A 25,129-nucleotide genomic window follows, 5' to 3' on the forward strand; every position below is an offset into this window, starting at 1 on the left:
AATCTTTATTCGACAGTTTGTTCTTTCCATGTTCCATTCTTTGTTATTTCCTGTCTGTTTTTGTCTATTATTTTGCTTTTATGTTGTTTTAAGGCAATCTTCCCCCGTCCTCTGCCTCTGCTTCCATTAAAATATGTACGGAATTAAGAAACCCTTTCCATTTTCCCGGAATATGGTATAATATAAAAAGCACAGACCCAGTCTGCTGCCAGGACCGGATACTTCTTATAGGGAGATCCGCCTTTATCAGAAACAAAGGAGAACGTTATTATGTATCAGATAGATTTCAAAAAACCACTCAGCATCCATTTCATCGGCATCGGAGGAATCAGTATGAGCGGACTGGCCGCTATCCTGCTGGACCGGGGCTTTGTCGTCTCAGGCTCTGACGCAAAGGAATCCCCTCTGACCAGATGGCTGGAGGAAAAAGGCGCTGTCGTGTATTACGGACAGCGTGCTTCTAATATAAAAGAAAATACTGAACTCGTCGTTTATACAGCCGCCATCCATCCCGACAATCCCGAATATGAGGGAGCTGTAAAAATGGGTGTGCCAATGATGACCAGAGCTGAGCTTCTGGGACAGATGATGAGAAATTATAAGACACCTATTGCTGTATCCGGCACTCACGGAAAGACTACTACCACCTCTATGATTTCCCATATCTTCCTCGCCGCTGAAATGGACCCTACTATCTCAGTGGGCGGCATCCTGAAAGCAATAGACGGAAACATCCGTGTGGGCGGACATGAGACTTTTATTACAGAGGCTTGTGAATACACGAACAGTTTCCTGCATTTTTATCCAAAGATAAGCATTATCCTGAACATTGACGCAGATCATCTGGATTTCTTCAAAGACCTGGATGATATCCGCCGTTCCTTCAGGCTCTTTGCAGAAAGGCTTCCTGAAGACGGTATCCTCATTATCAACAGTGACATACCTGATTACCAGAAAATCACAGACGGCCTCAAGTGCCGTGTTGTGACTTACGGCTCATCCCCCGAGAGTGACTATTCCCCGGCAGATATCACCTATGACGAGCTGGCCTTAGGTTCCTTTGACCTTATAAAAGGAGGAAAGACTTTCGGACATTTCTGCCTGAGTGTACCCGGCAGCCACAATGTATCAAATGCCTGTGCATCCCTGGCACTGGCGGATATCATGGGTATCCCGCTGGAGACAATGCAGAGAGGCCTTATGGAGTTTTCAGGCACAAACCGCCGTTTTGAGAAAAAGGGAGAAATCGGAGGCGTGACAGTGATCGATGATTATGCCCACCATCCCACCGAGATCCGTGCCACCTTAAATGCCGCCAGAAAATATCCCCATAAAACTATATGGTGCGTGTTCCAGCCACATACTTATACACGTACTAAAGCGCTTATGGACGAGTTTGCAGAAGCCCTGTCTCTGGCTGACAAAGTTGTGCTGGCTGATATATATGCCGCGCGTGAGACAGATAATCTGGGGATCAGTTCCGAGACTTTGATGGAACATATTCAGGATCGAGGCTCAGATGCATATTACTTCCCGTCTTTTGACGAAATAGAAAATTTTTTATTAGAAAATTGTATGCACGGTGACCTGTTGATAACTATGGGCGCCGGAGACGTTGTAAAAATAGGGGAAAGCCTGCTTGGACAATAGTTATCCACATTATCCACATGTTTATGCACATTATATTGTGTCCGGACATGTGGATTTTTTTGTGGATACCTGTGTTTACATAACTTTCATTACGTAAATCCACAACATTCGACAATCCCTTATTTTATAAGGATTCTACAGGTTGCACTTTTTTTCTGTCCCCATTTTATCCACATTATCCACATTATCCACAAAGTTTTTCCTCCGGCCTGTGGACAGCCCTGCTCCTGAAAACTGCTATTCTCTTTTCAAAAAATCTGTGTTATACTGGGGTTCGATAAATATTCCATTATTAATAAGAACGAAAATCCAGGTGAATAAATTGAAATCAATATCTTTATACACAAGACCCACTAATGACGTGACGATCATACAAAATTACTTTCTTGACCACTATCTGCCGGCCGCAAACGGAGAATATGTAAAGCTGTACCTGTTCCTGTTCCGCTGTGCCTGCGCCGGACGGGCCATAACAGTCTCCGCCCTGGCCGATACCTTTGACCACACAGAGAAGGATATACGCAGGGGACTGTCTTACTGGGAAAAGCTGGGCCTTCTTGAACTCACATACGGGGAAGGCGATGAGCTTCTGGGAGTCTCCTTCCTGGATCTTCCCGTGGAAGAGACCGCTGCTGCCGCTGCTGAAGAACAGCCTGCGGATACATTGCAGGGCGTACAGGAGGAGTCTGAATATCTTACTTCTTCCGATGAGCCTGCAGCAAGCGCTCCCGTTTCCATCCCCAAACCTGCCCTCAGCCCTGACAGGGTCAAGGCGCTTAAGGATTCTGAGGACATCAGGCAGCTCATTTTTATTGCAGAACAATACCTAGGCAAGACTCTCAGTCCTTCAGAGGTGTCAAATATCCTGTATTTCTATGACGTACTGCACTTTTCAGCAGACTTGATCGAATACCTGATTGAATACTGTGTTTCAAAGGGCAGCAAAAGTGCACGCTACATAGAGACTGTCGCCCTCGCATGGTCACAGGAGGGCATCAAGACCGTCCAGGAGGCAAAAGACAGCACCAACCTTTATAATAAAAATTATTATACTATATTAAATACTTTCGGTATAAAGGGCAGAGGGCCTGCCAAACCAGAGACTGACTATATGAACTGCTGGCTCAATGAATACCACTTTACACTGGACATCATCCAGGAAGCCTGCAGCAGGACAATAGCCCAAACGCACCAGCCCAACTTCCAGTATGCCAATAAGATTTTAGAGGACTGGCACAAAAACGGAATCAAACATATAAATGACATCAGACAGCTGGATATCAGGCACCAGCAGAATAAAAAGGCTGCCGCCCCAAAACAAAAGGCGCCCTCCGCTCCTTCCGGCAATAAATTCAATAACTTCCACCAGAGGGAATACGATTACAAGAAACTGGAGGAGCAGCTTCTGAACCGCTAGCGCATGTCTGTTTTCAGACAGACTCTGAGAAAGGAATGTGAAAATTGGCACTGAAGAATTCACAATACGACATGATCATCCGTGAGTATAACCGCAAGCAGCTTCAGAGCAGGCGTGACCAGATGAAACGCATAGATGAGGCATATGAGGCTATCCCTGCCCTCAGGGAGATTGACCAGCAGATCGCCGCCCTGAGCGTTTCCAGAGGACGCAAGCTCCTTGAAGGCGATGACAGGGCGCTCGACGGCCTCAAAAATGATATCAGCCGCCTTGCGGCTATGCGTCCCCACCTTTTATCATCAAACGGTTATCCCCCTGACTATCTGGAACCCAGATATTTCTGTGAGGACTGCAAAGACACAGGTTATATAGGAAATGAAAAATGCCACTGCTTCAAGCAGGCTATCATAGACCTGCTCTATACTCAGTCAAATATCCGTGAAGTTTTAAAGGAAGAGAATTTCTCCAATTTTTCTTACGGTTATTATTCTGACCTGATAATTGAACCGGCCACAGGACTCTCGGCCCTGGCGACCATAAAAAAAATAGTCGCGGAATGCGGCCATTTTATCGACAACTTTGATGAGGTGCACGAGAGCCTTTTCTTCTACGGAGATACAGGCGTGGGAAAGACCTTCCTCTCCCACTGCATTGCAAAGGAACTGATCGACTCTGCTCATTCCGTGATCTATTTTTCGGCATTTGAGCTGTTTGATACCTTTGCCAAAAATACATTCAGAAAAGGCGTAAAAGAGGATGAACAGGCAGAGCTTTATTCTTATATATTTGACTGTGACCTGCTGATCATCGATGACCTGGGGACTGAGCTGACAAATTCTTTTGTCTCATCTCAGCTCTTCCTGACTATCAATGAAAGGCTTCTCCGGAAGAAATCCACGATAATTTCTACAAATCTGCCTATTGACATATTTGCAGACACTTATTCTGAAAGAGTTTTTTCCCGTATCACAAGCAACTATAAAATGCTGAAGCTCATTGGCGATGACATACGTATACAAAAGAAGCTGTCGAAATATTAAAAAAATTAAGCAATTTACAACCTTGACCTTTGTATACAATATGATATAAACTATATTCATACTGTTATGCGGCAAAAAATTACATTTTTCGCTTCTGCCGCATCTGGAAGAAATGTAAAACTAACGGAGGAATCAATCATGCAACCAATAGAAGAACGCAATCTGGAAACTATCCCTGTAGGACCGCTGGGGATCATACCTCTGGAGAGCTGCCGGACCATCGGTGAAAAGATCAACAATTATCTTGTCACCTGGCGTAAAGAACGTGAGATGGAGCATAAAACAACCATCGCTTTTGAAGGCTATCAGAGGGACTGCTATATCCTTAATACAAAGGTCCCGCGTTTTGGTTCCGGAGAAGCTAAGGGAATCATCAATGAATCTGTCCGCGGTGATGACCTGTATATTCTTGTGGATGTCTGCAATTATTCACTGACCTATTCTCTGTGCGGATACACAAACCATATGTCTCCTGATGATCATTTTCAGGATCTGAAACGTATCATCGCAGCAGTGGCCGGAAAAGCAAAAAGGATCAATGTCATCATGCCTTTCTTATATGAGAGCCGTCAGCACAAGCGCACCGGACGTGAATCCCTGGACTGTGCACTGGCGCTCCAGGAGCTTATGCGCATGGGTGTTGACAACATCATCACCTTTGATGCCCATGATCCCCGGGTACAGAATGCCATCCCCCTGAAAGGCTTTGAGACTGTACAGCCTGTATACCAGTTTATCAAGGGTCTGTTCCGCGCAGTTCCCACACTGAAGATCAACAAAGACAATACCATGGTCATCAGCCCCGATGAGGGCGGAATGAACCGCGCTATCTATATGGCAAATGTCCTGGGCCTGGATATGGGTATGTTCTATAAGCGCCGTGACTATGCCACTATCGTGAACGGCTCCAACCCCATAGTAGCCCATGAATTCTTAGGCTCAGATGTGGAAGGCAAGGACATGATCATTATAGATGACATGATCTCCTCAGGTACAAGTGTGCTGGAAGTAGCAGCTGAACTCAAGAAGAGGAAAGCCGGAAGGATATTCATCTGTGCGACCTTCGGCCTCTTCACCAATGGTATGGATAAGTTTGACAAGGCACATGAAGATGGTATCTTTGACTTTGTCCTTACGACAAACCTCATCTACCAGACACCTGAGCTGCTTCAGAAGCCTTACTATATGAACTGTGACCTCAGCAAATATATTGCTTATATCATTGATACTCTTAACCATGACGCTTCTATCAGCAGCCTGTTAAGCCCTGTAGACAGGATCAATAACTTCCTGGCAAAGCATAATCAGTAGATCATATTACGTACATTTAATACATTTAAATTCAGGCCGCGGAAATATTCCGCGGCCTGATCTGTCTCTCTGCTGTGATTATTTTTACACACTTGAATCATTTTCTTACGGTCTGTGCAGTAAATGCACAGACCAGCTGAATAGTTATATTCTTTTCATCATCTCTTCTTCCCGTCTGTGGCAGGTAAATAAAATCACCTGTCTGCCGCTCTTCTTCAGCCATTTCAGGGTATTGAACAGCCTCCTGTCATCATACATGGCAAATGCCTCATCCAGTATTACAGGCATGCAGGCTCCCTTTGTGAATACCTCCCCCGCTGCCATCCTGACTGCAAAATACATCTGGTCTGCTGTACCCCTGCTGACCTGTGAGAGCTTCAGAAGCCTGTCAGGGGTATTCACCTTCACGTCCATATTCTCATCCAGACTGATGCTTGTGTACTTTCCTTCCGTAATCTCTCTGATGATCCCGGATGCCTTTTCCTCCACCTGTTCTGCAAGAGTCAGATACCCTTCCCTGGATACTGTCCGTATGGTCCTGTCAGCCAGCTCCAGGGCCTCCAGTTCCTTCTTCAGGCTTTCCAGATTCCCCTTCAGGCTGTGTGCTTCCTCCAGGCTCTCCTCCAGATTTCCCAGCAGTATTTTCTTTTCTGCTATTTCCGCCTTCAGATGTTCTATGCCCCATGACATCTTCTGGCGTTCACCCTGGAGCGATTCCAGGCCTTCAGCCAGCTTTGCAGCCTCTTTGGCTGCATTTGTTCCTGTGCCGTATGACGGCTCCCTGATGCGTCCTGTTTCCGGGCCGGGCTCTCTGTATGTATCCGCGCCCATTTCCTCGTTTTGTGATGATCCGCCGCTTCTGATCACATACCATACACCTGCGAGCATACAAAGCAGCCACACTGCCGCCACCGCCGCTTTCCCTGTGACAGACGGCAGGAAGATACATCCCAGGAAGGCTGCCAGGCTTAAAAAGGCCGCCGTCAGCTGCAGCGCCCTTCTCTTCTTTCTGAGAGCTGCCCTCCGTTCTGCCTCCTCCCGGCGGCTTCTGCCTATACTGTCTCTTATCACATCTTCTGATTCCTTATGCTGCTGCCTGGCGGCGTCTGCCGCCTTCTTGTACTGCATGACAGCCAGCTTCCACCGCTCCTCCAGCTCCCTGCTTTTCATCCGGCGCTCCTGGACTTCTCTTTCGGCAGAATCCAGTTCCTGCCTGACATATTCCATACGGCGGGATATCTGCTCCGCCTGCTCTTCGTTTCCGGCTTCTTCCTGGCTGATGATTGACTGCGTTCTCTTCTTCTTCTCATTCAGGCTTTTAAGAGCTGCTTCCACGTAAATACCTGCGTCCCCGGCCTCTCTTAAATTAGTCATATAATTCTTCAGTTCTTCAGCCAGGCCTGCATCAGTAGCGCTGGATTTCTGCGTGATAAAAATAGTATTCCTGAAGGCCTGCTCATTCATCCCCTCCAGCAGAACCTCCAGGTCTCCGTGTTCCACACTCATCTCCTCACCATCTGTCTCACACACCAGCGAGACACTCTTATCACGCTTCTGGAAGTTTCTCTCGATCCTGAATACCTTGCCGCCGCTTTCCAGCTTCAGCGTTCCTGCATAATAATAAGGGTTTTCCCACGGCTCCCTGAGCGTATACTCATCATTTTTTGCGGCCCTTCCCCGCTGTGCAATGATTCCAAAGAGCATTCCCCTGATAAAGGAATGGATGGTCGTCTTCCCCATCTCATTTTCACCGCTGATAATATTGACTCCGGGATGAAAACAGATCCTCTGGCCGGAAAATTTGCCGAAATTCTTTAACCGCAATTCCAGTAACTGCATATCTACTCCTTTGTCTCCAGCAAAGCCTGTACTCCATAATAGAGGGCCTTTTTTGTTATTTCATCCAGATGGTCCATAAGGGTGTCCCCCTTAAGCTGGCGGATATACTCACCTATGATCCCGTCCCTGTATTCTTCCTCCAGGACTGTGAAATCATAATCAGGTTCTGTCTCATCTCTGACATCCGCCACCTGCCCCAGCTCATAATATCTCTTTATATTAAAGATAATATCAGGATCACGGAAACCGGCCAGCCTTATCTTATAAAAATGTTTTCTTCCAAGGAGTTCTATCTTCTCTGATATCTGCTGCATAACTGACAGGTCTGTACTCCCTGAATCAACTCTGATATCCAGCTCCTTGTACTCCCTGCCCTCATCCGGCACAAATCTGGCACACACCTTTCCATTCTCAATAATTCCCTCCACGTGTCCGTGGACTCCTGTATCATCCCTGTCGAGCGCCTCTATTGCACCGCAGTACTGCATCTTGTCCCGAATCAGTACCTGGGGCTTGTGGATATGTCCCAGCGCAATATAATCAAAGCCGGCCAAAGCCAGCTTCCTCCTGTCTATGGGAATATGGCGGGCATCACCGCCATGTGCCAGAAGGATGGAACAGCTTCCATCCTTCACGGGCATCAGCTCATCATAGAGCGGCTGCGTGATCTCCCTTGTGTGATAGCTCAGGCCATATACCCTGGTATTTAGTTCAGGGAAAAAGACGCTTTCACATTCCTGCTGATACAGGAAATGTACGTTTTCACTCCAGTGAAAATTCCAATAATTAGAACCGTCCTTCAGATAATCGTGATTTCCCGCTATCAGCACTACCTGAGTGTTTGTCAGCGTTGAAAAAAGATAGTCCACCTCTTTCAGCTCACGTACCAGTGGCTGCCTGTGGAACAGATCTCCCGCTATCAGCAGCAGGTCTGCCTCCTGTTCACGGGCCAGTCCGACTATCCTGCCAAAGCTGTCCCAGATTTCTTTTGCCCTCTTCTCACTCCATTTAAAACCTGCATCCGGAGTTACCCCCAGATGCACATCTGCTATATGAATAAATTTCACTGTACCTGCACCTGTTTATTCTACGTTATCCAGAGCCTGAGCCAGGTCTGCAATGATATCTTCTATATTTTCTATTCCAACGGAAAGGCGGATGAGTCCTGGTGACACTCCGGCTTCGGCCAGCTGCTGGTCATTCATCTGCCTGTGTGTATGGCTTGCCGGATGCAGAACGCTTGTCCTGGCATCTGCCACATGTGTGACGATCGCCGCCATTTTAAGGCTGTCCATAAATTTCACAGCTGTCTCTCTGCCGCCCTTTAACTCAAAGGAAATGACCCCGCAGGTTCCGTCCGGCATATATTTTTTTGCCAGCTCATAATATTTATCTCCCGGAAGGCCCGCATAATTTACATAGGAAACCTTTTCGTGGGCATCCAGAAACTCAGCTGTCTTCTGCGCATTGCTGCAATGGCGTTCCACCCTCAGTGGGAGTGTCTCAAGGCCTACATTGAGCAGGAAGCAGTTCATAGGTGACGGGATTGAGCCCAGGTCACGCATCAGCTGGGCCGTTGCTTTCTGTATATACGCAGCCTTCCCAAACTTCTCTGCGTAGACCACACCGTGGTAAGATTCATCAGGCTTTGTGAGGCCATGGTATTTATCCCCGTATGCCATCCAGTCAAAATTTCCGCTGTCCACTATAGCTCCGCCCACCTGCATTGCATGGCCGTCCATATACTTTGTGGTGGAATGTGTCACTATATCTGCCCCCCACTCAAAAGGCCTACAGTTGACCGGCGTAGCAAATGTATTGTCAACAATAAGAGGAACCTCATGATCATGGGCAAGCTTTGCAAATTTCTCAATATCCAGGACAACAAGCGCCGGGTTGGCGATGGTTTCCGCAAATAATACCTTCGTATTCGGCCTGAATGCCTTTGCGATCTCCTCCGCCGGGGCATCTGCATCTACAAATGTGCAGTCAATGCCCAGCTTCTTTAATGTAGTCCCGAAAAGATTATATGTACCTCCATAGATAGACGCTGCGGATACAATGTGGTCCCCTGCTTCGCAGATATTAAACACTGCATAGAAATTGGCCGCCTGCCCTGAAGAAGTCAGCATAGCCGCGATTCCGCCCTCCAGGTCGGCTATCTTGGACGCCACCGCATCATTGGTGGGATTCTGGAGCCTTGTATAGAAATACCCGTTCTCCTCAAGTGCAAAGAGCTTCCCCATCTCCTCAGTCGTATCATATTTGAACGTGGTACTCTGATAGATAGGCAGTACTCTTGGTTCCCCCTTCTCAGGCTTCCAGCCGGACTGGATACATTTAGTCTCAATCTTATAATTGCTCATAGTTTCTCCTCTCTCATATGTCACACCTTATGTTATAATATCTATAATGCAGCTATTATAACATAAGGCACTTCTCTATTCAAATATTACCGGAACAAAAGTGTGCTGAAATACCGCTCCCCCGTATCAGGCAAAATGGTTACAACACGCCGGCCCGGCCCCAGTTTCCTGGCCAGCTTCAGGGCCGCCGCCACATTTGAGCCGCTGGATATCCCGCACAGCAGTCCTTCTTCCCTTGCCAGCCTTCTGGAGACTTCCAGGGCTTCCTCGTCCGTCACCACACAGATATCCTCATAGATATCCATATTCAGATTCTCCGGAATGAGCCCGTCACCGATCCCCATCTGCAGATGTGTCCCGATGCTGCCTCCTGACAATATGGCAGCATGCTCCGGTTCCACAGCCCAGATGGTTATATCCGGGTACTGGTTCTTCAGCACTTCTCCTATGCCTGAGAGGGTCCCTCCCGTCCCTACGCCTGAGCAGAACCCGTGGATCGGGCCCTCTGCCTGCTCCAGGATCTCCACAGCCGTATAATACTTATGCACAAGGGGGTTATTGGGATTGCAGAACTGCTGCGGTACATAGACCCTTTCATCCTCTTCTGCCATTTTCAGCGCCATCTGAAGACATTCGCTTATACATTTTCCTATATCGCCGTCATCGTGTACAAGAACTGCTTCTGCTCCATACTGCTGCACCAGCTTCCTTCTCTCTTCGCTTACAGAATCCGGCATAATGATGCGTACCTTGTAGCCCTTCACCGCTCCCACCAGAGCTATGCCGACTCCCTGATTCCCGCTTGTAGGTTCCACGATAATAGAATCTTCCCTGATATCCCCCGCTTCCTCAGCAGCCTTCAGCATGTTCCAGGCAGTCCTTGTCTTAATGGAGCCTCCGATATTCACACCTTCATATTTTACCAGAATCTCCGCCATGCCTTCTTCTCTCATCCTGTTCAGCCGGATCATAGGCGTATGGCCTATGGCCTCCAGCACATTATCATAAATCATAGAATTCTCCTTATCTGACATTTCAATGAGTCTACTACTATCTTATTCATATCTGCGGTATTCGTTAAGAAAATTTTGAGGGATGCCATATTTCGGGCATCCCTCTTAACTAAACCGCTTTTTTGACAAGACCTGTGCCTATCGGATAGGGGCCTGTATGGACCCCGATAGTTGCTCCGATCTGATAAATATCCATCTGCCTGACATTGGAATACTCTGACAGGGATCTGAGAAGCTCATCCCTGAATCCCACTGCCTCCTCATAATCATAGCCATATCCTGTCACAAAGCTGTAGCTGTTTGGATCTTCCCCTGTCTCATGGAAATGCTTCCTCACCAGCTCAATGACTTTCTGCATGGATTTTTTTCTGCTGCGGCTGATCCCTGACGGGAAGATCTCCCCCTCTTTGAGGGTGATCAGCGGTCTGATACCAAGTGTCGCCCCTGCCGCGCCCATAAGTTTTCCGACTCTGCCCCCGTGGACGAGATATTCCATACCACCGATGGTAAAAAATATCCTCCCCGTGGATTTTATTTCCTCAAGCCTTCTGACATTTTCCTCAAATGTAAAGCCTGCGTCCCTCATCTTAGCTGCCTCCAGCACTACCAGCCCCTGAAGGACTGTATTGACACTGCTGTCGATCACCTCGATCCTGGCCCCTGGAAATTCCTCACTAATGATCTGTCCTGCATTTACGGCTGATGTATAGGAGCCGCTGAATTTAGAAGTGATACATATACAGATCACAGGTATTCCCTCTGCTGCATACGGTCTGAACACCCTGAGATAGTCTTCCACATTCGGCAGCGAAGACTTGGGATACAGCGTGGGATTATCCACCATTTTCTGATAGAACTCCCTCACTCCGATTTCCTCAATCTCTTTCTTGTAATTCTCCCCGTCAAATGATACATAAAACGGTACGATCTCTATATAATTCTCCTTTGCAGTCCGGACCCCCAGATCGCAGGAACCATCACTGATTATCTGATATTCCATATTGTCTTCTCATCACTTTCCGCCACGTTTAGTCAAATTTAGTCAGGACAGTTGCATGCCCTCTGGTCTCCAGCTCCGCATTATATATGGTAAACTGGTTTTTTCCTTTATGCTTCGCGTCATACAACGCTTTATCTGCCTTTATGAACAGCTCTCTGTAATCTTTTCCGTCCCTTGGACAGCAGGACAGTCCTATGCTGACTGACGCCCTGCAGGAATTGTCTTCTTTTATTCTGATATTCTCTACCTTCCTCAAAAGCTCGTCCATCTTCTTGGCAAGAAGAATGTCAGAATCAATATCCTTAATGAAGACAATAAACTCATCCCCGCCGATCCTGCCCATGATATCAGAACTCCTGAACAGCTTCTTCAGTTCATTTCCCATAGCCTTCAGCACAGAATCGCCTGCCAGATGTCCAAAAGTATCGTTGATCGCCTTGAAATCATCTATATCGATAAAGACAAATGCCCCTACTCCGCCGTGTCCCGCCTTCAGGTATTTCCTTATCATGTCCTTCACATTCTTATAATTGCAGAGCCCCGTGAGATTATCCGTAGTTGCATCGATCCTCAGTTTCTCTTTCTCCAGTTTCTGTTTATTAATGTTTGAGAGCTTGCCTATATATACAATATTCTCATGGGCCCCCTCATTGGACGTAAGCACATAGGCATTGATTTCAAACCACTCATAATCACCCCGCGCTGTCAACAGACGGACCTGGACCCTCCCGTTAGGATGTTTGCGCTTCGGCAGATATGAGAGCTTCTCAGCCTCCTGCCTGTCCTCCGGATAGACACATATATTTTTTTCCATATAAGCGCTGAAGTTTTCTATATACTCTTCACAGCCAAGCTGCTCCCTGCACTTTTCAGAAAATTCAACACAGTCCTTCTGCAGATCATAATTAAAGATCACCTCTCCTGAAAGCTCTGCCAGTATTCTGTATTTCTCTCTCTCCATCTCTAGCAGCCAGAGGGTCCTCTCCTTGAGCGCCGCCATCTGAGTATCTTTCCTCTTCTCTTCAGGAAGCACTTCCACTGACATGGACGCGGAGGGCATCTCTTCATTGAGCAGCTCTTCATCCAGCCTGATGATATCCTGGACCTTGAGGAAAGCGTCCAAAAGGACCGGATTAAAAATTCCGCATTCCCCGTCAAGGATCATCTTTACCGCAGTCTCATGAGAATAGGCCGGCTTATATACACGCTCTCTAGTCAGGGCGTCATAGACATCTGCAAGCCCTACAACCTGCGCCCAGATAGGTATCCCGTCCCCCTTCAGGCCGTCGGGATAACCGCCTCCGTCCCATCTCTCATGGTGATAACGGCAGATATCATAGCTGAACCTGAAATAGTCGCTTGTCTTCACGTAATTCAGGGAATCCAGGAGCTTGCAGCCCTTTGTTGTATGCGTCTTCATGATCTCGAATTCTTCCTTCGTCAGCTTTCCCGGCTTTAAAAGGATATGATCCGGTATAGATATCTTCCCGATATCGTGCATAGCAGCAGCGCTGGAGATCACATTGATATCTTCCTCTGACATGGCATATTCCCTGTGCTCACTTACAACTGCATACAGCAGGACCTTGGTCAGCATCCTGATGCGCTTCACATGCTGTCCTGTATCCACATCCCTGAACTCTACTATTGTGCTTAACGTATCGATTATAAAATTATTGACCTTTTCCAGCTCCTGAGACTGCTTTTCTATAGTATCCACCTGGCTCTGGACCTTGTTCTCCAGATGCTGCTTATAAGAATTCAGCTCTACAGTGTTCTCCACCCTTTTCCTCACAATATCAGGATTAAAAGGCTTTGTGATCACATCTGTGGCATTCAGATTATACCCTTCCAGTATAGCCTGCTCTGAACTCTCTGATGTGATCATTACAACTGGTATTTCCTCGATCAGTCCGCTGTTAGATAAGTGTCTCAATACTTCGAACCCGTTCATCACAGGCATGATCAAATCTAAAAGCACTATGACGATAGATGTACCGTATTCCTCAATCAGCTTCAACGCTTCTTTCCCATTTTCCGCTTCAAGTATCTTATATGAACTGCTGAACAGCTCATTCAGGATAGCCCTGTTCAGCTCCATATCATCTACTACAAGCATTATTTTATCCTGAGGTTCCATACCCGTCTCCTTTAGTCCATTTGATTCAGAACATTAATTATTTTCTCATGCTCCTCCCGGGCAGAATCAAATAGCGGACCGGCCTTTTCTATACACAGGCACTCACTGTCATTACTGCGCATGCATTCTACTATGGCAGCGCTTTTAGCTCCAAGTGCATCAAAGCCCAGATTCATTGCAATACCTTTTAACGTGTGGGCCTGGATCTCTATCTCATCTGCCTGCTTATTACTTAGCGCCTCTGCAAGCTTGTTAAATGTCTCATCATCTATAAATTTTTTCATAAATTTATGAAGAAGGGCGCTGTTCCCCCCGAACCGTCTCAAAATCTTCTCTGAATCCATATTCAGTTCATTCATTGCCTCATTTAGTACCATATTCTATTCCTCCTTCAGAATATTAGCAAAAGGGGGGAGCTGCAAAGCGCAACCCCCCCAACTCCTGCTTTCATATTATAGGAAAACCTGCTGAAAGTCAACTATATATGCATCAAAACCTTTTACAACATTGATGCCCTGAGTTCTTCCGGACTCATAGCACTTAAATACGCCGGAGCCACATCGAATACTGTCCTGCACCCTGTCTGTCCTTCTGCCGCCATGCGGTAAGCTGCCCTGGCATATGCAACGATCACACATGATGTGAATTCCGGATTAGAATCTAATTTAAGGCTGTACTCGATCAGATGACTGTTCTCATTATTCCAGCCGGTCTTTCCGCTCCTTAATACAAATCCTCCATGAGGTATGCCGCTGTGATCCCTCTTCAGCTCCTCCTCACTGATAAAATGTACTGTTGTGTCATAGTCTGAAAAATAGTTTGGCATGGTCTTGATCTCTTCTTCCACCCTGGCTGCATCTGCGCCCTCTTCCAGAACCACAAAACATTCTCTTGTATGTTTCTCACGTGTTGTAAGCTTTGGATTTTCACCTTTCCTGACTGATTCCAGGGCTGACTCTACAGGTATTGTATACTGTTTGGCATCCTTTACTCCTTTTATACGGCGGACTGCGTCTGAATGCCCCTGGCTTACGCCTTTTCCCCAGAATGTATAATCACATCCCTCTGTGAGCACAGCGTTTGCATACATCCTGTTCAGTGAGAACATTCCCGGATCCCAGCCCACGGAGATAATGCCCACCTTTCCGGCGCTCTTAGCCGCTGCGTCAACATTTGCAAAATGTTCCGGTATCCTGGCATGTGTATCAAAGCTGTCCACTACATTAAACATGGATGCATACTCCGGTGTCTGGACAGGCAGGTCTGTGGCGCTGCCTCCGCACAGGATCAGCACGTCAATTTTATCCTTCCAGTCCTTAGCTTCCTCTGTCCTGCAGACGGCAGCTGTCTCTGTAAGAATAGTGACATCCTTCGGGTCCCTGCGTGTGAACACTGCTACCAGCTCCATATCCGGATTATGTTTGATGGCGCACTCTACACCTCTTCCTAAATTGCCATAACCTAAAATTCCAATTCTAATGCTCATAATATTTCTCCTCTGTGGATTCCAGACAGCCGTTAAAACAGTTAACTGCTGCCACTTTTTAATTTATTAGTAACTTCTTTTTCTTTTTTATTATAATATCACATGGATGATTCTGCAAGAATTTCCTTTTTCTGATCTGAATTTGGTTTTTGTAATCTCTCTAACCTGGACATTCCCCATATGACTGCAAACCCTGCTGCGAACAGAAGGATACAGGGCAGGATCCCGCTCCCTGTGGGTATCCCGGGAAATATCTCTGCCACAGAGCCCAGTATAAATCCCAGTATTACAAGGTAGGTCATCTGAGGATATTTGACCATGGCCTTCTCCAGCGCCTTAGTAGACAGCAGTATACCCAGAATGACTCCTGTCCCCAGCGGGAGCAGAAAAGCAATATCCAGGCTCCCGATAGCCTTCATAGTCTCCTCATACAGGCCCAGCAGGAGCAGAAGGTAAGAGACACTGATTCCCGGCAGCACTAAGGCCACAGCCGCCACCATGCCTGCCGCCAGCAAAAACAATATCTTGAGCAGTCCCATATCCATACCAGCCGCCAGATTTCCTGCCGGGACCAGGGACAGAAGCATGACTGCCGCTCCCCCCGCTGCCGGATACACTATCGTCTTCCAGCTGAATTTTTTCATTCCTGCCTTCCTGATTATCATTGGTATTCCCCCAGCCACTGCGCCCAGAAAAAAATAGATCACGGGCATGGGATACTTCTGTAAAAGTTTCAGGATCGGCACTGCAAAGAGCAGCATTCCAAGCAGCGCCCCTATACTGAAGGAGCACAAAAACCCCAGATTTGCTTTTCGCTCCTCCATAAATGAACTTACTGCTGACACCAGTCTGTCATATATCCCCAGTATCATGGCCATAGAACCGCCGCTGACACCCGGCACCAGCATTGTGCCTCCAACCCATGCACCTTTTATTCCGGTCACAGCTGTTTCCTTTAAACTCTTTTTGTCAGGCATTCATTTCCCCCTGTTTATTATTTAAATATATGGATTACTCCCTGGTCATTTAGATTTTTTAAAAGTGACAGTGTAATCGGGAGTCCAAAAAGCCCCAGTACGCCAAACAGCTGCGCGCCTATGAACATAGACATCAGAGTCACCAGAGGATGCAGACCCACCTGGCTTCCCACGATTTTAGGCTCAATAATATTCCTTATGACTGTCACCACAAGATATACCGCCAGCAGGCCTAAGGCCAGCGGATAGTTGCCCTGGATAGCCTCCAGTACTACCCACGGGATCATAATACCGCCGGTCCCCAATACCGGCAGAATATCAAAGACGGCTATACATAATGCAATAAATACTGAATTCTCAATCCCCAGGACTGTCAGCCCTATAGACAGTTCCACAAATGTGATAAACATGATAAGAGCATAGGAGCGGACACATTTAAATAAAGTATTTACTACATAATCCTTAACCACGATCACCATCTTCTGGTGCTTCTCCTTCATCTGGCGCATGGCAAAGCCTGTCACTTTCTCGTAGTCCACTGCAAAGAAAAAGGAGGAGATAACTGCAAACAATACCCTGATCAGGAATCCCGGCAACGCGGACGCATAATTTGAAACAGCGCCGATTGCCTTCACTGAAAATCCTGAAAGCATCTCTCCCAGTGATTTGACAAGGTTCAAAGCCACCTCATTCAATGTCTCTACAACGGATGCATCCAATCTGGACATTGTTACTTCCAGGGATGCAATGAGATCCATCAGGGCCGGCTGGATATCCTTTGTATACCAGCCCGGTATGGCTGCGAACAGATCCATACAGGCAGTCACGATCCGTATTCCCAGCAGTGACAGCAGGGTTCCTGCTGCGCCATAAAACACTATTACAAGCAATACTGCTACTATAGACTGCTTTATGCGGCATTTATCTGCCAAAAACCTGATAGGCTTCCTGAGTATCCATGCAATCCCAAAACCAATGAGAAAAGGCATGATATACGTCAGGCCGTATTTAAGCAAAAGGAAAACGATTCCTCCTATAATCAGCCAGTACATAAAATTAATGATAAATCTCTTCCGTCTCTCGACATTTTCTCCCAGACTGTCCATACTCTATCCTTTCCTTAATATTGCCGCAGGCACAAAAAGGCATGACCCCCTTCTCTATCATACGCGGGTCATGCCTTTATTATTTTAAATTTATAAGTTCTTCTTGATGATGACTGTGTTGCTGCGGAATTTTCATTTTAGCGCCATTTCCATAGCTGTCCGTTAATTCCCGCCAGCATCGGGCAAAGTCAAGCCAGGTGCCGGATAATTGACTCTGACAGACAGTTATCTTTTCTTTTGCTGGATAATTGGGCTAATTATATGGAAAATTCATACATCCGTCAAGGGGGTTTAGAAAAGTTTAATTAAAGCTTTGATTTTTTTAAGTATTCTAAATCCTGCTTCATATTTCAAACTGTGCCTCTATCTCCACTGGTATATTTCCGGGCAGACTGTACACGCCGATGGCGGATCTGGCAGGCGCTCCCGCCTTATCCCCAAAGAGTTCTGTAAGAAGTCCGGTACCGCCGTTGGCTACCACAGGCTGCTCATAAAAGTCTTCTGTCCCAGCTACAAACACAAGCACTTTTACTGCATTTTTCACTTTATTTAAGTCCCCTGTTTCCTTTTCCAGGACAGCCAGCACATTCAGCATACAGTCTCTTGCAAATTCCTTACCCTGCTCTGTACTGAATTCTCTTCCCAGCCTTCCCTTTACCTCCCTGTCTGTGACTGGTCCGCAGCCGGATATATATATAATATTTCCTATCCTTTTCGCCTGAGCATATACGCCTCCCTTAGCCGGAGCCTGCGGCAGGCTGAGGTTCATTTCCTTAAGCTTTTCATATACATCCATATCCAACACTCCTTTTATCTTTATTTTCCTGGTGACAGCACCCTTCCGGCGGCACCCTCTGCCTTTGTTTTTTCCCAGGCCAGTTTCCCATTTACAAATACATAGTCCATTCCGCTGCTTAAGCATACCGGCCTGCTGTAATCAGCCCCGTCCTTTACCTTCTCCGGGTCAAAGATATTGATGTCTGCGAAATATCCTTCCCGTATGTAACCCCGGCGGGGTATTCCAAATCTGTCCGCTGTCTGCCCTGTCATCTTCCGCACTGCTGTTTCCATGGATAATATCTTTCTTTCAACGGCATATTCCCGTATGAACCTGGGAAAAGCCCCATACAGCCTGGGATGAGGGGAACTTGCACTGCCATAGAGTGAATCAGATATCACCATAGAATAAGGCAGGGAGGCCACGGTATCCACGTCCCTCTGGTCCATACTCATGAGTATCCCCCCTGTTTTTCCCCCGTCCCCGCAGAGAAGTTCAGCCAAAAAACCCACCTCATCCTCAAATCCATATTTCTGTGTATTATCCGCAATGCTCCTGCCTGTGTATTTTTCATTTTCCGGCCTGGCCGCAGATGAGACTATGATCCTGTCCCAGCCTATATCCTGTACCATATTGTCCCATCCGGGAGTTTTCTCCTTCAGCATGTGCCTGAGCAGATCCCTGCCCCGGGCGGTCTCCAGCTTTGCCAGGGTCCCTGCCATCTCCTCCTCCACAAATTCAGGGGGGAGCAGTGTCATCAGTGTGGTGGAGCCTCCTGTATAGGGATAGAAATCTACCGTCACATCAGCTTTGGAGGATTCGATCACTTCTATGGCCCTGTAGATCTGGCTGCCCCAGTTTTGGCAGCCCACTGATTTAAAATGGCTTATGTTCAGGGGAATCCCTGCCTCCTCTGCCAGGCCTGTGATCTCTTTCACAGACTCCACAAGACTGTCGCCTTCCCCTCTGATGTGACAGGACAATACCCTGGAATACGTCTGCAGCTCCTTTAAAAGCCGGATGTACTCTGTATGGCTGCTGTAGCATTCCGGCACATACATGATACCGGAGGAGAGTCCGAAAGCGCCTCCCTCCAGCGATTCCCTCACAAGTGCACAAGCCCTGTCCAGTTCCTCTTTTGAAAATGCGCTTTTTGAAAAACCTTTCACTGCGATCTTCACAGCTCCTGTCCCTGTCAGGCTTCCCAGGTTAATGCGCAGCGGCCTGCGCCTGAGCTGGTCCAGGTAGCTGTCCACATCTTCTGCTGCCAGCCCCGCCGGTATCTTTCCCAGGCACGGTTCCAGAAAATCATACATTTCCTGTCTGGACGCGTCAGAGGAGGGATATAAACTCATCCCGCAGTTCCCGGCCAGAGCCGTGGTGATCCCCTGGGCCAGTTCAGCCTTCCCAAAGCCTTCATCTAAGATAGCTGCAGCATCACAGTGCCTGTGGCTGTCTATAAATCCCGGCGTCACTGCCAGGCCGGAAGCATCTATTACACAAATATCTCCCTCCAGGCTGGCCGTCCCCGCTTTTCTGACCTCCTGTATCCTGTCTCCTTCGATCAGGATGTCATGCAATACAGGACTGCTGCCGCTGCCGTCGTATACAAGCCCGTTTCTTATCAGGGTCCTCATTACATCACCTGTTCTTTCCCCTGGCGTCTATCCTTATCAAATGATCCAGTTTTCCGTTTCTTATGCCATAAACTTCTTCAGCCAGATTCGGAACTACACATGCATGATTGGGTATCACAGCGATCTTGTCCCCTATTTCAAGGCCCAGCCGGCCCTCTGATTCAATGAAGCCGTGTTCCTCATTCAATTTGCTGATTGTGATATCCGGTCTTCCAACCACATACCCATATCCCTCTTTTCTGGCACATATGTCTGTTGTGAGCGTCTTGCTCCCGGCATCGATGATCGCATGCCTTTCATCCACTATGCTCACAACTGACGCCGTCACGCGCAGCGCACATTCCTGCTCTTTTGCAAAACCCGACATCAGCTGGCCCACATCATTAAACAGGTAATGTCCTGGCCTTATCTCTGTGATACCTTCCAGAAGCCACGGCATCTTGGACGAATAGGAATTTCCTCCGCTGAGTATCTCCATATGGAATCCGGCATTTTCCAGCATTCTGGCCGTCCCAAGCATCTCCTCCCGCTCTCTTGCCGATGTCTTTTCAAAGCCCTCACGGTCTGTCTCCCCATAGATGGTTCCGCCGTAATAAAGTATGCCTTTTATATCTATTCCTGGAAGGCCGGCTATCTGACGGGCAAATTCCAGCGTTGGCTCATAAGGCTTTTTCCCGCCCCTGTTGATCCCCCCATCCACCTCTATAAGAACTTCGATCTTATCAGGACTGTTCTGAAATGTCTCCGAGAGCTGCCTGGCGCCCTCTTCGCTGTTCACAATAGTGATGACCCTGGCCTTTCTGCTCAGAATCTTCAGCCGCTGCATCTTTTCCTGGCCTATGAGCGGGAAAGCTATCAGGATATCATCGATCCCACCTTTTGCCATGACCTCTGCCTCCCCCAGCTTTGCACAGGTGATGCCGCTGCATCCCATTCTAAGCTGAAGTCTGGCAATCTCCACACTCTTGTGGGGTTTGATATGAGGCCTGACCTTTATTTGATATCCTGCAGCCGCTTCTGTCATTTTCCTGATATTTTCCTCCATCTGTGCCAGCTCTATCACTACCGCCGGCGTGGGCAGATAATCATACATTTCACTCACTCCTTTTCTGCACTTTTGCATTCATAAGCTTTTCAAATATCCTGGTATAGAGATAAGCCCCCTCCTCCAGCTGACTCAGAGTAATATATTCATCCGTCACATGCGCCTGTCTGATAGATCCCGGGCCCAGTATGACAGCCGGAGCATTCAGGTACTTCTGCAGAAGGCCGGCCTCACACGAGGCCCCAAACACACCGGGCACAGGCTGCCTGCCTCTGTATTCCATCAGTATCTCTTCTATAGCTGCAATTTCACTGCCATCCGGGCTGCACCACCCGGCAGGGCAGCTTGTAAGCCTTCTGAAGCTGTATCCGCAGCCTGACTCTTCTGACACCTGTTCCAGTATCTGGCGGATCTTCTCTTCCATGCTCTCCTGTGTCTCCCCCATCCCCAGCCTGCAGTCCAGCTCTGTAGTACATTCCTGGGGGATCATATTTACTTTTGTGCCGCCTTTAATGACAGTCACCTGCACAGCGCTGGACGGAAGCCGGATGTCCGTGCTGCCGGATTTCCAGGCCGCGTCCATCTCTTCCTGAAGCTTCTGTATCCGGGCGATAAAACTGCCTGCAGCATAAATGGCATTATTTCCTTCTCCCGGCCTGGCTGCATGGGCGCTTTTACCTGTAAAGGTGATTTCAAAAGCCATGACTCCTCTGTGGCCAAGGGCTATCTCCATATCCGTCGGCTCGCCCACAATGACAAAGTCTGCGCTGGGATTGTCCTTAAGAAAGCGCCAAAGCCCTATGTTCCGGTGTTCTTCATCCACATCAAAGAAAAGCTGCAGCCTGCCCGAAAACTGGTCCGACCTGGACGCAAGCTGTTTTGCCGCATACAGGGCGCAGGCCAGGCTCCCTTTCATATCGCATGCTCCTCTGCCGTACAGCCTTCCTTCCCTGATATTTGGTTCGTAGGGCGGTGTGGTCCAGGCCGAAGTTTCCCCAGCCGGTACCACATCCATATGTCCGCAGTATAGAAATGAAAGGCTTCCCTCATCTCCCCTGCCCAGTTCTGCCGTCACGTTGAACCTGTCCGGGGTACAGTACTGCCTGTGCGGCTTCAATCCCGCTTCCTTCAGAAAATCATAGATATATTCCCCTGTTCCTGCCTCTCTTCCGGGCGGCGCCTCACTCTCAAGCCTTATCAGATCCTGAACAATTTCTGTCAGATGCTGGTCCATAATCCTGAACCTCTCTGCTCCCTGGCCCAGTCAGCTACACGTCCCGGATCCCCCTCCCAGAGTCTCTGGCGGCCCCAGCTATTTGTATCAGGTCTTGTGCTGCATTCGATTTTTATAACAGGAAACAACGGCTCCTCTGTTTTTTCCGGAAGTCCGTACAGGATAAGGTCATCACCTTTTTTCTCAAACTTTAGTTTTTCTCCCGTGCCCATGAGTTCTGCAGACACCACCCCGCTTGTCAGATCCGGCAGCACAAATTTTGTTTTTCCGTCCCAGAACCTGAAAATCAGATACAGGTCATTTCCTTTTATAGTCTGGAAGCCGTATGTCAGCGCTTCTGTCATGCTGCCTCCGTCATTTCCGTATACTGCTTCCCCGTATTTCTTCAGCCATCCGCCTATCTCAAGCGCCCTTCTCCTGAATTCTTCAGGTATCCTGCCATCCGCATCCGGCCCTACATTCAGTATCAGGTTTCCCCCTTCTGATGCACAGGTGCACAGAGTATCCAGAAGCCTTTCCGTCTCCTGAAAACGCTCTCCGCTGTGGTAGCCCCACCAGCGCCAATAGCTGACCCGGCAGGCCTCCCAGAGCCTTCCCTCCGGATTTACATTGTGCTCCGGTGTTCCAAAATCTCCCTCTTCATTGCCTCCGCCATGTTCCAGCAGCTGCGCGGGATCTGTGGAAAAGCCCAGACGGTTATTGATCATGATACTCGGCTGCCACTGGCGCATCTTCTCCACAAGACTGCGGCTTTTTAAATCCTCTGCATTCCTTGGCCATACCCCGTCAAAGAAGAAATAATCGATCTTTCCATATCCGGTACACAGCTCCTCCACCTGCTTCCAGATGTACTGCTGCATTTCATCCCACTTCTCCTGATCCTTTCCAGGTCCCTCATAATAGGCAGGTATCCTCCAGTCACACCAGGAATAATAAAGTCCTATTTTCAGCCCAGCTTCCCTGAACGCTTCCACATACTCTCTTACAAAATCCCTGTGGGGAGCCTGCCGCATACTTGTATAGTCCGTGACCTTGCAGTCCCACAGGCAATAGCCGTCGTGGTGCCTGGTGGTAAGGCAGGCATACTTAAAACCCGCCTCCCTGCAGAAGGCTGCCCATTCCCTGGGGTCATAATTTTGGGGATTCCATCCGCAGGCCATCTTTTCATATTCTCTCTGATTCATATGGTCACGAAACAGCGCCTGCTCCCCACGGCCAGTCAACGCATAAGGTCCCCAGTGTATGAATAATCCATATCTGCTTTCAGGAAACCATTTAAATTCCTCCGGTACTTCATAATTAAAATACATATTGCTCCTCCTATCCCTTCACAGACCCTGCTGCCAGACCTTCTTCTATCTGCTTCTGGAAAATACAGTAGATAATGATCATAGGCAGGATGGAAATACAGATTCCGGCAAAGGTTCCTCCATAGTTAATGTCATATTCTGATTTAAACGCCATCAGCGCCACAGACAAGGTTGCCTTCGACCTGTCGCTGATCAGCAGTATGGAAAATATCAGGTCATTATAAACTCTCAAAAACGTCATGATAACAATCGTTGATATAACAGGCTTCATCAGAGGCGTCAATACTGTAAATAAAAGCCTATACTGGCCGCACCCGTCAATCTCAGCCGCCTCGTCCAATTCCCTGCTTATCCCCTTCATATATCCATTTGCCAGAAATACAGCCAGCGACAGGTTGGTGGCTGCATATACGCCAACAATACCTGCTGTGGAGTCCTTCAGATTCAGGCTGTTCACTATAGAGGCCAGGGGAACCAGTGTCGCGTGTACGGGCAGGGTCATACCAGCTATAAAAAACAGAAATATTGCATTCTTATATGGAATGCCCATCCTGTACACAAAAGAAATACAGAGGGACATCACTACGATCAGGGCTATAGACAGTACAGAGTAAATGAAGGAGTTGAACATGCCTCTCAGTATGGAGGTGTTTTCAAATGCATACACATAATTATCCCATGAAAAGTGCTCCGGAAGCGCGAACGGCGCCCCATATATCCCCATATTGTCTTTAAAGGAGCTTAAAAATGAGAACAGCAGAGGGAATAAGGAGATCACCACATAGACTGCTGCATAGAAGCCTGTTCCGAATCTGCCCAGATATCTCTTAAACCTGTATCTGTTCATACTGCACCCCTCCTTTTCTTATGTATTTTCCGTACTTCATCCTTTTCATCCAGCACATAGTTCAGCCCAAACGTGATCATCAGGGCAAGCATAAGGATCACAACCCCGATGGACGATCCATATCCGAACTTGCTGTACAGGAAAGCCTGGTCATACATGAGAGTGGCAGGCACATCCGTGGCAGTCCCCGGTCCTCCGTCAGTCATGACATAGATAATGTCAAACACCTTGATAGAGCCGGCAATCGCACTCGTCAGAAATATCTTAAAAGTTTCCTTCATGTTAGGAATAATGATATGTATGATCCTCTGGAAGCTGGATGCCCCGTCCACAATGGAGGCTTCTATCATATCCCCCGGAATAGCTGTCAGGCCGGTGATAAAGACAAGCATATTGCTTCCCACAAACATCCACGCATTTACCAGGGCAACCACCCATATGGCCATTTTTGTGTTTCCCAGCCAATCCTGCCCGGCCATGCCAAAAAACTCCAGTATGGCATTGACAGCGCCGCCGTTCTTTGTCAGCAGGAAGGTCCACATCATTCCTGTAGCGGCCATAGGCAGCAGGGTCGGAATATAATAGATCGTTCTTAAAGCGCCGTTTACCTTATTCTTCTTTGAAACCATCATCGCCAGTGAAAACGATATGGGAAATATGACTACAAGGCTGACGATTATGAAAACCAGAGCATTCCACAGGGATTTATAAAAGACCTTCTGTGAAAACAGCTTAATAAAATTATCCAGACCCACAAATACCTTGTCCACCTGCGCTATCCCGTTCCACTTCATTGTTGAGAGGTAGAAGGTATACAGTATGGGGTAGATAAAAAACAGTGAATAGATAACAGCCGGTATAAGGAGAAGCGTCACAGCCACCCCTATCTTCCGCTTTCTATGATTCATGGTATCTCCTCCTTACAGGGCTATT

At 47.7% G+C, this 25,129-nt stretch carries 21 protein-coding genes; 4 read left to right on the top strand and 17 right to left on the bottom strand.

The annotated features are described in order from the left end of the window. Nucleotides 1-270 precede the first annotated feature (270 nt). From murC to NSB28_RS22120, 4 genes are all read left to right on the top strand, one after another. Complete coding sequence (murC, locus tag NSB28_RS22105) at nucleotides 271-1,650, top strand: UDP-N-acetylmuramate--L-alanine ligase (protein ID WP_109747827.1); 1,380 nt, start codon at nucleotides 271-273, stop codon at nucleotides 1,648-1,650. A gap of 313 nt (nucleotides 1,651-1,963) precedes the next feature. Beyond that, a complete protein-coding gene (locus tag NSB28_RS22110) occupies nucleotides 1,964-3,067 on the top strand; it encodes a DnaD domain protein (RefSeq protein ID WP_257497809.1) in 1,104 nt (367 codons plus the stop codon). A gap of 44 nt (nucleotides 3,068-3,111) precedes the next feature. Further along, entirely contained in the window at nucleotides 3,112-4,107 is a 996-nt protein-coding gene (locus NSB28_RS22115; RefSeq protein WP_109747829.1) for an ATP-binding protein, read from the top strand. A 138-nt stretch (nucleotides 4,108-4,245) separates the two neighbouring features. Beyond that, nucleotides 4,246-5,418: a ribose-phosphate pyrophosphokinase gene (locus tag NSB28_RS22120; RefSeq protein WP_109747830.1), complete on the top strand. Its 1,173-nt coding sequence runs from the start codon at nucleotides 4,246-4,248 to the stop codon at nucleotides 5,416-5,418. A gap of 144 nt (nucleotides 5,419-5,562) precedes the next feature. On the opposite strand, the gene NSB28_RS22125 is transcribed toward NSB28_RS22120, so the two are convergent. The 17 genes from NSB28_RS22125 to NSB28_RS22205 all read right to left on the bottom strand — a co-directional run bounded on the left by NSB28_RS22125 (nucleotide 5,563) and on the right by NSB28_RS22205 (nucleotide 25,104). Next, nucleotides 5,563-7,257, bottom strand: coding sequence for an ATP-binding protein (locus NSB28_RS22125; protein WP_109747831.1), 1,695 nt, complete (start codon nucleotides 7,255-7,257; stop codon nucleotides 5,563-5,565). 2 nt (nucleotides 7,258-7,259) lie between these two features. Beyond that, nucleotides 7,260-8,324 carry a metallophosphoesterase family protein gene (locus NSB28_RS22130; RefSeq protein WP_109747832.1) on the bottom strand — a complete coding sequence of 355 codons (1,065 nt, stop codon included), beginning with the start codon at nucleotides 8,322-8,324 and terminating at the stop codon, nucleotides 7,260-7,262. A gap of 15 nt (nucleotides 8,325-8,339) precedes the next feature. Continuing rightward, nucleotides 8,340-9,623, bottom strand: a complete 1,284-nt coding sequence (locus NSB28_RS22135; RefSeq protein WP_109747833.1) for an O-acetylhomoserine aminocarboxypropyltransferase/cysteine synthase family protein — start codon at nucleotides 9,621-9,623, stop codon at nucleotides 8,340-8,342. Nucleotides 9,624-9,709: 86 nt separating this feature from the next. Next, the gene (locus tag NSB28_RS22140; protein WP_109747834.1) at nucleotides 9,710-10,636 is read right to left on the bottom strand and encodes a PLP-dependent cysteine synthase family protein; all 927 of its coding nucleotides are present in this window, start codon (nucleotides 10,634-10,636) and stop codon (nucleotides 9,710-9,712) included. A gap of 109 nt (nucleotides 10,637-10,745) precedes the next feature. After that, nucleotides 10,746-11,636: a DegV family protein gene (locus NSB28_RS22145; protein WP_109747835.1), complete on the bottom strand. Its 891-nt coding sequence runs from the start codon at nucleotides 11,634-11,636 to the stop codon at nucleotides 10,746-10,748. Between the two features lie 28 nt (nucleotides 11,637-11,664). Continuing rightward, on the bottom strand, nucleotides 11,665-13,776 hold the full coding sequence (locus tag NSB28_RS22150) for a bifunctional diguanylate cyclase/phosphohydrolase (protein WP_109747836.1): 2,112 nt from the start codon (nucleotides 13,774-13,776) through the stop codon (nucleotides 11,665-11,667). Nucleotides 13,777-13,787: 11 nt separating this feature from the next. Continuing rightward, entirely contained in the window at nucleotides 13,788-14,153 is a 366-nt protein-coding gene (locus NSB28_RS22155) for an Hpt domain-containing protein (protein WP_109747837.1), read from the bottom strand. 122 nt (nucleotides 14,154-14,275) lie between these two features. After that, entirely contained in the window at nucleotides 14,276-15,262 is a 987-nt protein-coding gene (locus NSB28_RS22160; protein ID WP_109747838.1) for a diaminopimelate dehydrogenase, read from the bottom strand. Between the two features lie 98 nt (nucleotides 15,263-15,360). After that, complete coding sequence (locus NSB28_RS22165) at nucleotides 15,361-16,239, bottom strand: DUF368 domain-containing protein (protein WP_109747839.1); 879 nt, start codon at nucleotides 16,237-16,239, stop codon at nucleotides 15,361-15,363. Between the two features lie 17 nt (nucleotides 16,240-16,256). After that, entirely contained in the window at nucleotides 16,257-17,345 is a 1,089-nt protein-coding gene (gene ytvI / locus NSB28_RS22170) for a sporulation integral membrane protein YtvI (RefSeq protein ID WP_109747840.1), read from the bottom strand. A 343-nt stretch (nucleotides 17,346-17,688) separates the two neighbouring features. Beyond that, nucleotides 17,689-18,141 (bottom strand): RidA family protein, encoded by a 453-nt coding sequence (locus NSB28_RS22175; RefSeq protein ID WP_109747841.1) that lies wholly within the window; start codon nucleotides 18,139-18,141, stop codon nucleotides 17,689-17,691. Between the two features lie 20 nt (nucleotides 18,142-18,161). Beyond that, a complete protein-coding gene (locus NSB28_RS22180) occupies nucleotides 18,162-19,760 on the bottom strand; it encodes an N-acyl-D-amino-acid deacylase family protein (RefSeq protein WP_109747842.1) in 1,599 nt (532 codons plus the stop codon). Nucleotides 19,761-19,764: 4 nt separating this feature from the next. Further along, the gene (locus NSB28_RS22185; protein WP_257497810.1) at nucleotides 19,765-20,853 is read right to left on the bottom strand and encodes an alanine racemase; all 1,089 of its coding nucleotides are present in this window, start codon (nucleotides 20,851-20,853) and stop codon (nucleotides 19,765-19,767) included. Between the two features lies 1 nt (nucleotide 20,854). After that, the gene (locus NSB28_RS22190) at nucleotides 20,855-22,039 is read right to left on the bottom strand and encodes a M20 family metallopeptidase (RefSeq protein ID WP_109747844.1); all 1,185 of its coding nucleotides are present in this window, start codon (nucleotides 22,037-22,039) and stop codon (nucleotides 20,855-20,857) included. Beyond that, a complete protein-coding gene (locus tag NSB28_RS22195; RefSeq protein ID WP_109747845.1) occupies nucleotides 22,024-23,349 on the bottom strand; it encodes an alpha-L-fucosidase in 1,326 nt (441 codons plus the stop codon). The genes NSB28_RS22190 and NSB28_RS22195 overlap by 16 nt, the downstream gene beginning before the upstream one ends. Before the next feature lie 10 nt (nucleotides 23,350-23,359). Then, nucleotides 23,360-24,196: a carbohydrate ABC transporter permease gene (locus NSB28_RS22200; RefSeq protein WP_109747846.1), complete on the bottom strand. Its 837-nt coding sequence runs from the start codon at nucleotides 24,194-24,196 to the stop codon at nucleotides 23,360-23,362. Next, nucleotides 24,193-25,104 (bottom strand): carbohydrate ABC transporter permease, encoded by a 912-nt coding sequence (locus NSB28_RS22205; RefSeq protein ID WP_109747847.1) that lies wholly within the window; start codon nucleotides 25,102-25,104, stop codon nucleotides 24,193-24,195. Before NSB28_RS22205 ends, NSB28_RS22200 begins: the two co-directional genes overlap by 4 nt. Nucleotides 25,105-25,129 lie beyond the last annotated feature (25 nt).

It is taken from the genome of Murimonas intestini (assembly GCF_024622195.1).
GTDB classification, from domain to species: Bacteria; Bacillota; Clostridia; order Lachnospirales; family Lachnospiraceae; genus Murimonas; species Murimonas intestini.

Excerpts from the sequence above, each read along its gene's own strand:
- ytvI (WP_109747840.1), bottom strand. The coding sequence starts at position 17,345 with ATGGACAGTCTGGGAGAAAATGTCGAGAGACGGAAGAGATTTATCATT.
- NSB28_RS22145 (WP_109747835.1), bottom strand. The coding sequence starts at position 11,636 with ATGGAATATCAGATAATCAGTGATGGTTCCTGCGATCTGGGGGTCCGG.
- NSB28_RS22180 (WP_109747842.1), bottom strand. The coding sequence starts at position 19,760 with ATGAGGACCCTGATAAGAAACGGGCTTGTATACGACGGCAGCGGCAGC.
- NSB28_RS22160 (WP_109747838.1), bottom strand. The coding sequence starts at position 15,262 with ATGAGCATTAGAATTGGAATTTTAGGTTATGGCAATTTAGGAAGAGGT.
- NSB28_RS22200 (WP_109747846.1), bottom strand. The coding sequence starts at position 24,196 with ATGAACAGATACAGGTTTAAGAGATATCTGGGCAGATTCGGAACAGGC.
- NSB28_RS22165 (WP_109747839.1), bottom strand. The coding sequence starts at position 16,239 with ATGCCTGACAAAAAGAGTTTAAAGGAAACAGCTGTGACCGGAATAAAA.
- NSB28_RS22125 (WP_109747831.1), bottom strand. The coding sequence starts at position 7,257 with ATGCAGTTACTGGAATTGCGGTTAAAGAATTTCGGCAAATTTTCCGGC.
- NSB28_RS22205 (WP_109747847.1), bottom strand. The coding sequence starts at position 25,104 with ATGAATCATAGAAAGCGGAAGATAGGGGTGGCTGTGACGCTTCTCCTT.
- NSB28_RS22155 (WP_109747837.1), bottom strand. The coding sequence starts at position 14,153 with ATGGTACTAAATGAGGCAATGAATGAACTGAATATGGATTCAGAGAAG.
- NSB28_RS22175 (WP_109747841.1), bottom strand. The coding sequence starts at position 18,141 with ATGGATGTATATGAAAAGCTTAAGGAAATGAACCTCAGCCTGCCGCAG.
- NSB28_RS22195 (WP_109747845.1), bottom strand. The coding sequence starts at position 23,349 with ATGTATTTTAATTATGAAGTACCGGAGGAATTTAAATGGTTTCCTGAA.
- NSB28_RS22150 (WP_109747836.1), bottom strand. The coding sequence starts at position 13,776 with ATGGAACCTCAGGATAAAATAATGCTTGTAGTAGATGATATGGAGCTG.
- NSB28_RS22135 (WP_109747833.1), bottom strand. The coding sequence starts at position 9,623 with ATGAGCAATTATAAGATTGAGACTAAATGTATCCAGTCCGGCTGGAAG.
- NSB28_RS22120 (WP_109747830.1), top strand. The coding sequence starts at position 4,246 with ATGCAACCAATAGAAGAACGCAATCTGGAAACTATCCCTGTAGGACCG.
- NSB28_RS22185 (WP_257497810.1), bottom strand. The coding sequence starts at position 20,853 with ATGTATGATTATCTGCCCACGCCGGCGGTAGTGATAGAGCTGGCACAG.
- NSB28_RS22140 (WP_109747834.1), bottom strand. The coding sequence starts at position 10,636 with ATGATTTATGATAATGTGCTGGAGGCCATAGGCCATACGCCTATGATC.
- murC (WP_109747827.1), top strand. The coding sequence starts at position 271 with ATGTATCAGATAGATTTCAAAAAACCACTCAGCATCCATTTCATCGGC.
- NSB28_RS22190 (WP_109747844.1), bottom strand. The coding sequence starts at position 22,039 with ATGGACCAGCATCTGACAGAAATTGTTCAGGATCTGATAAGGCTTGAG.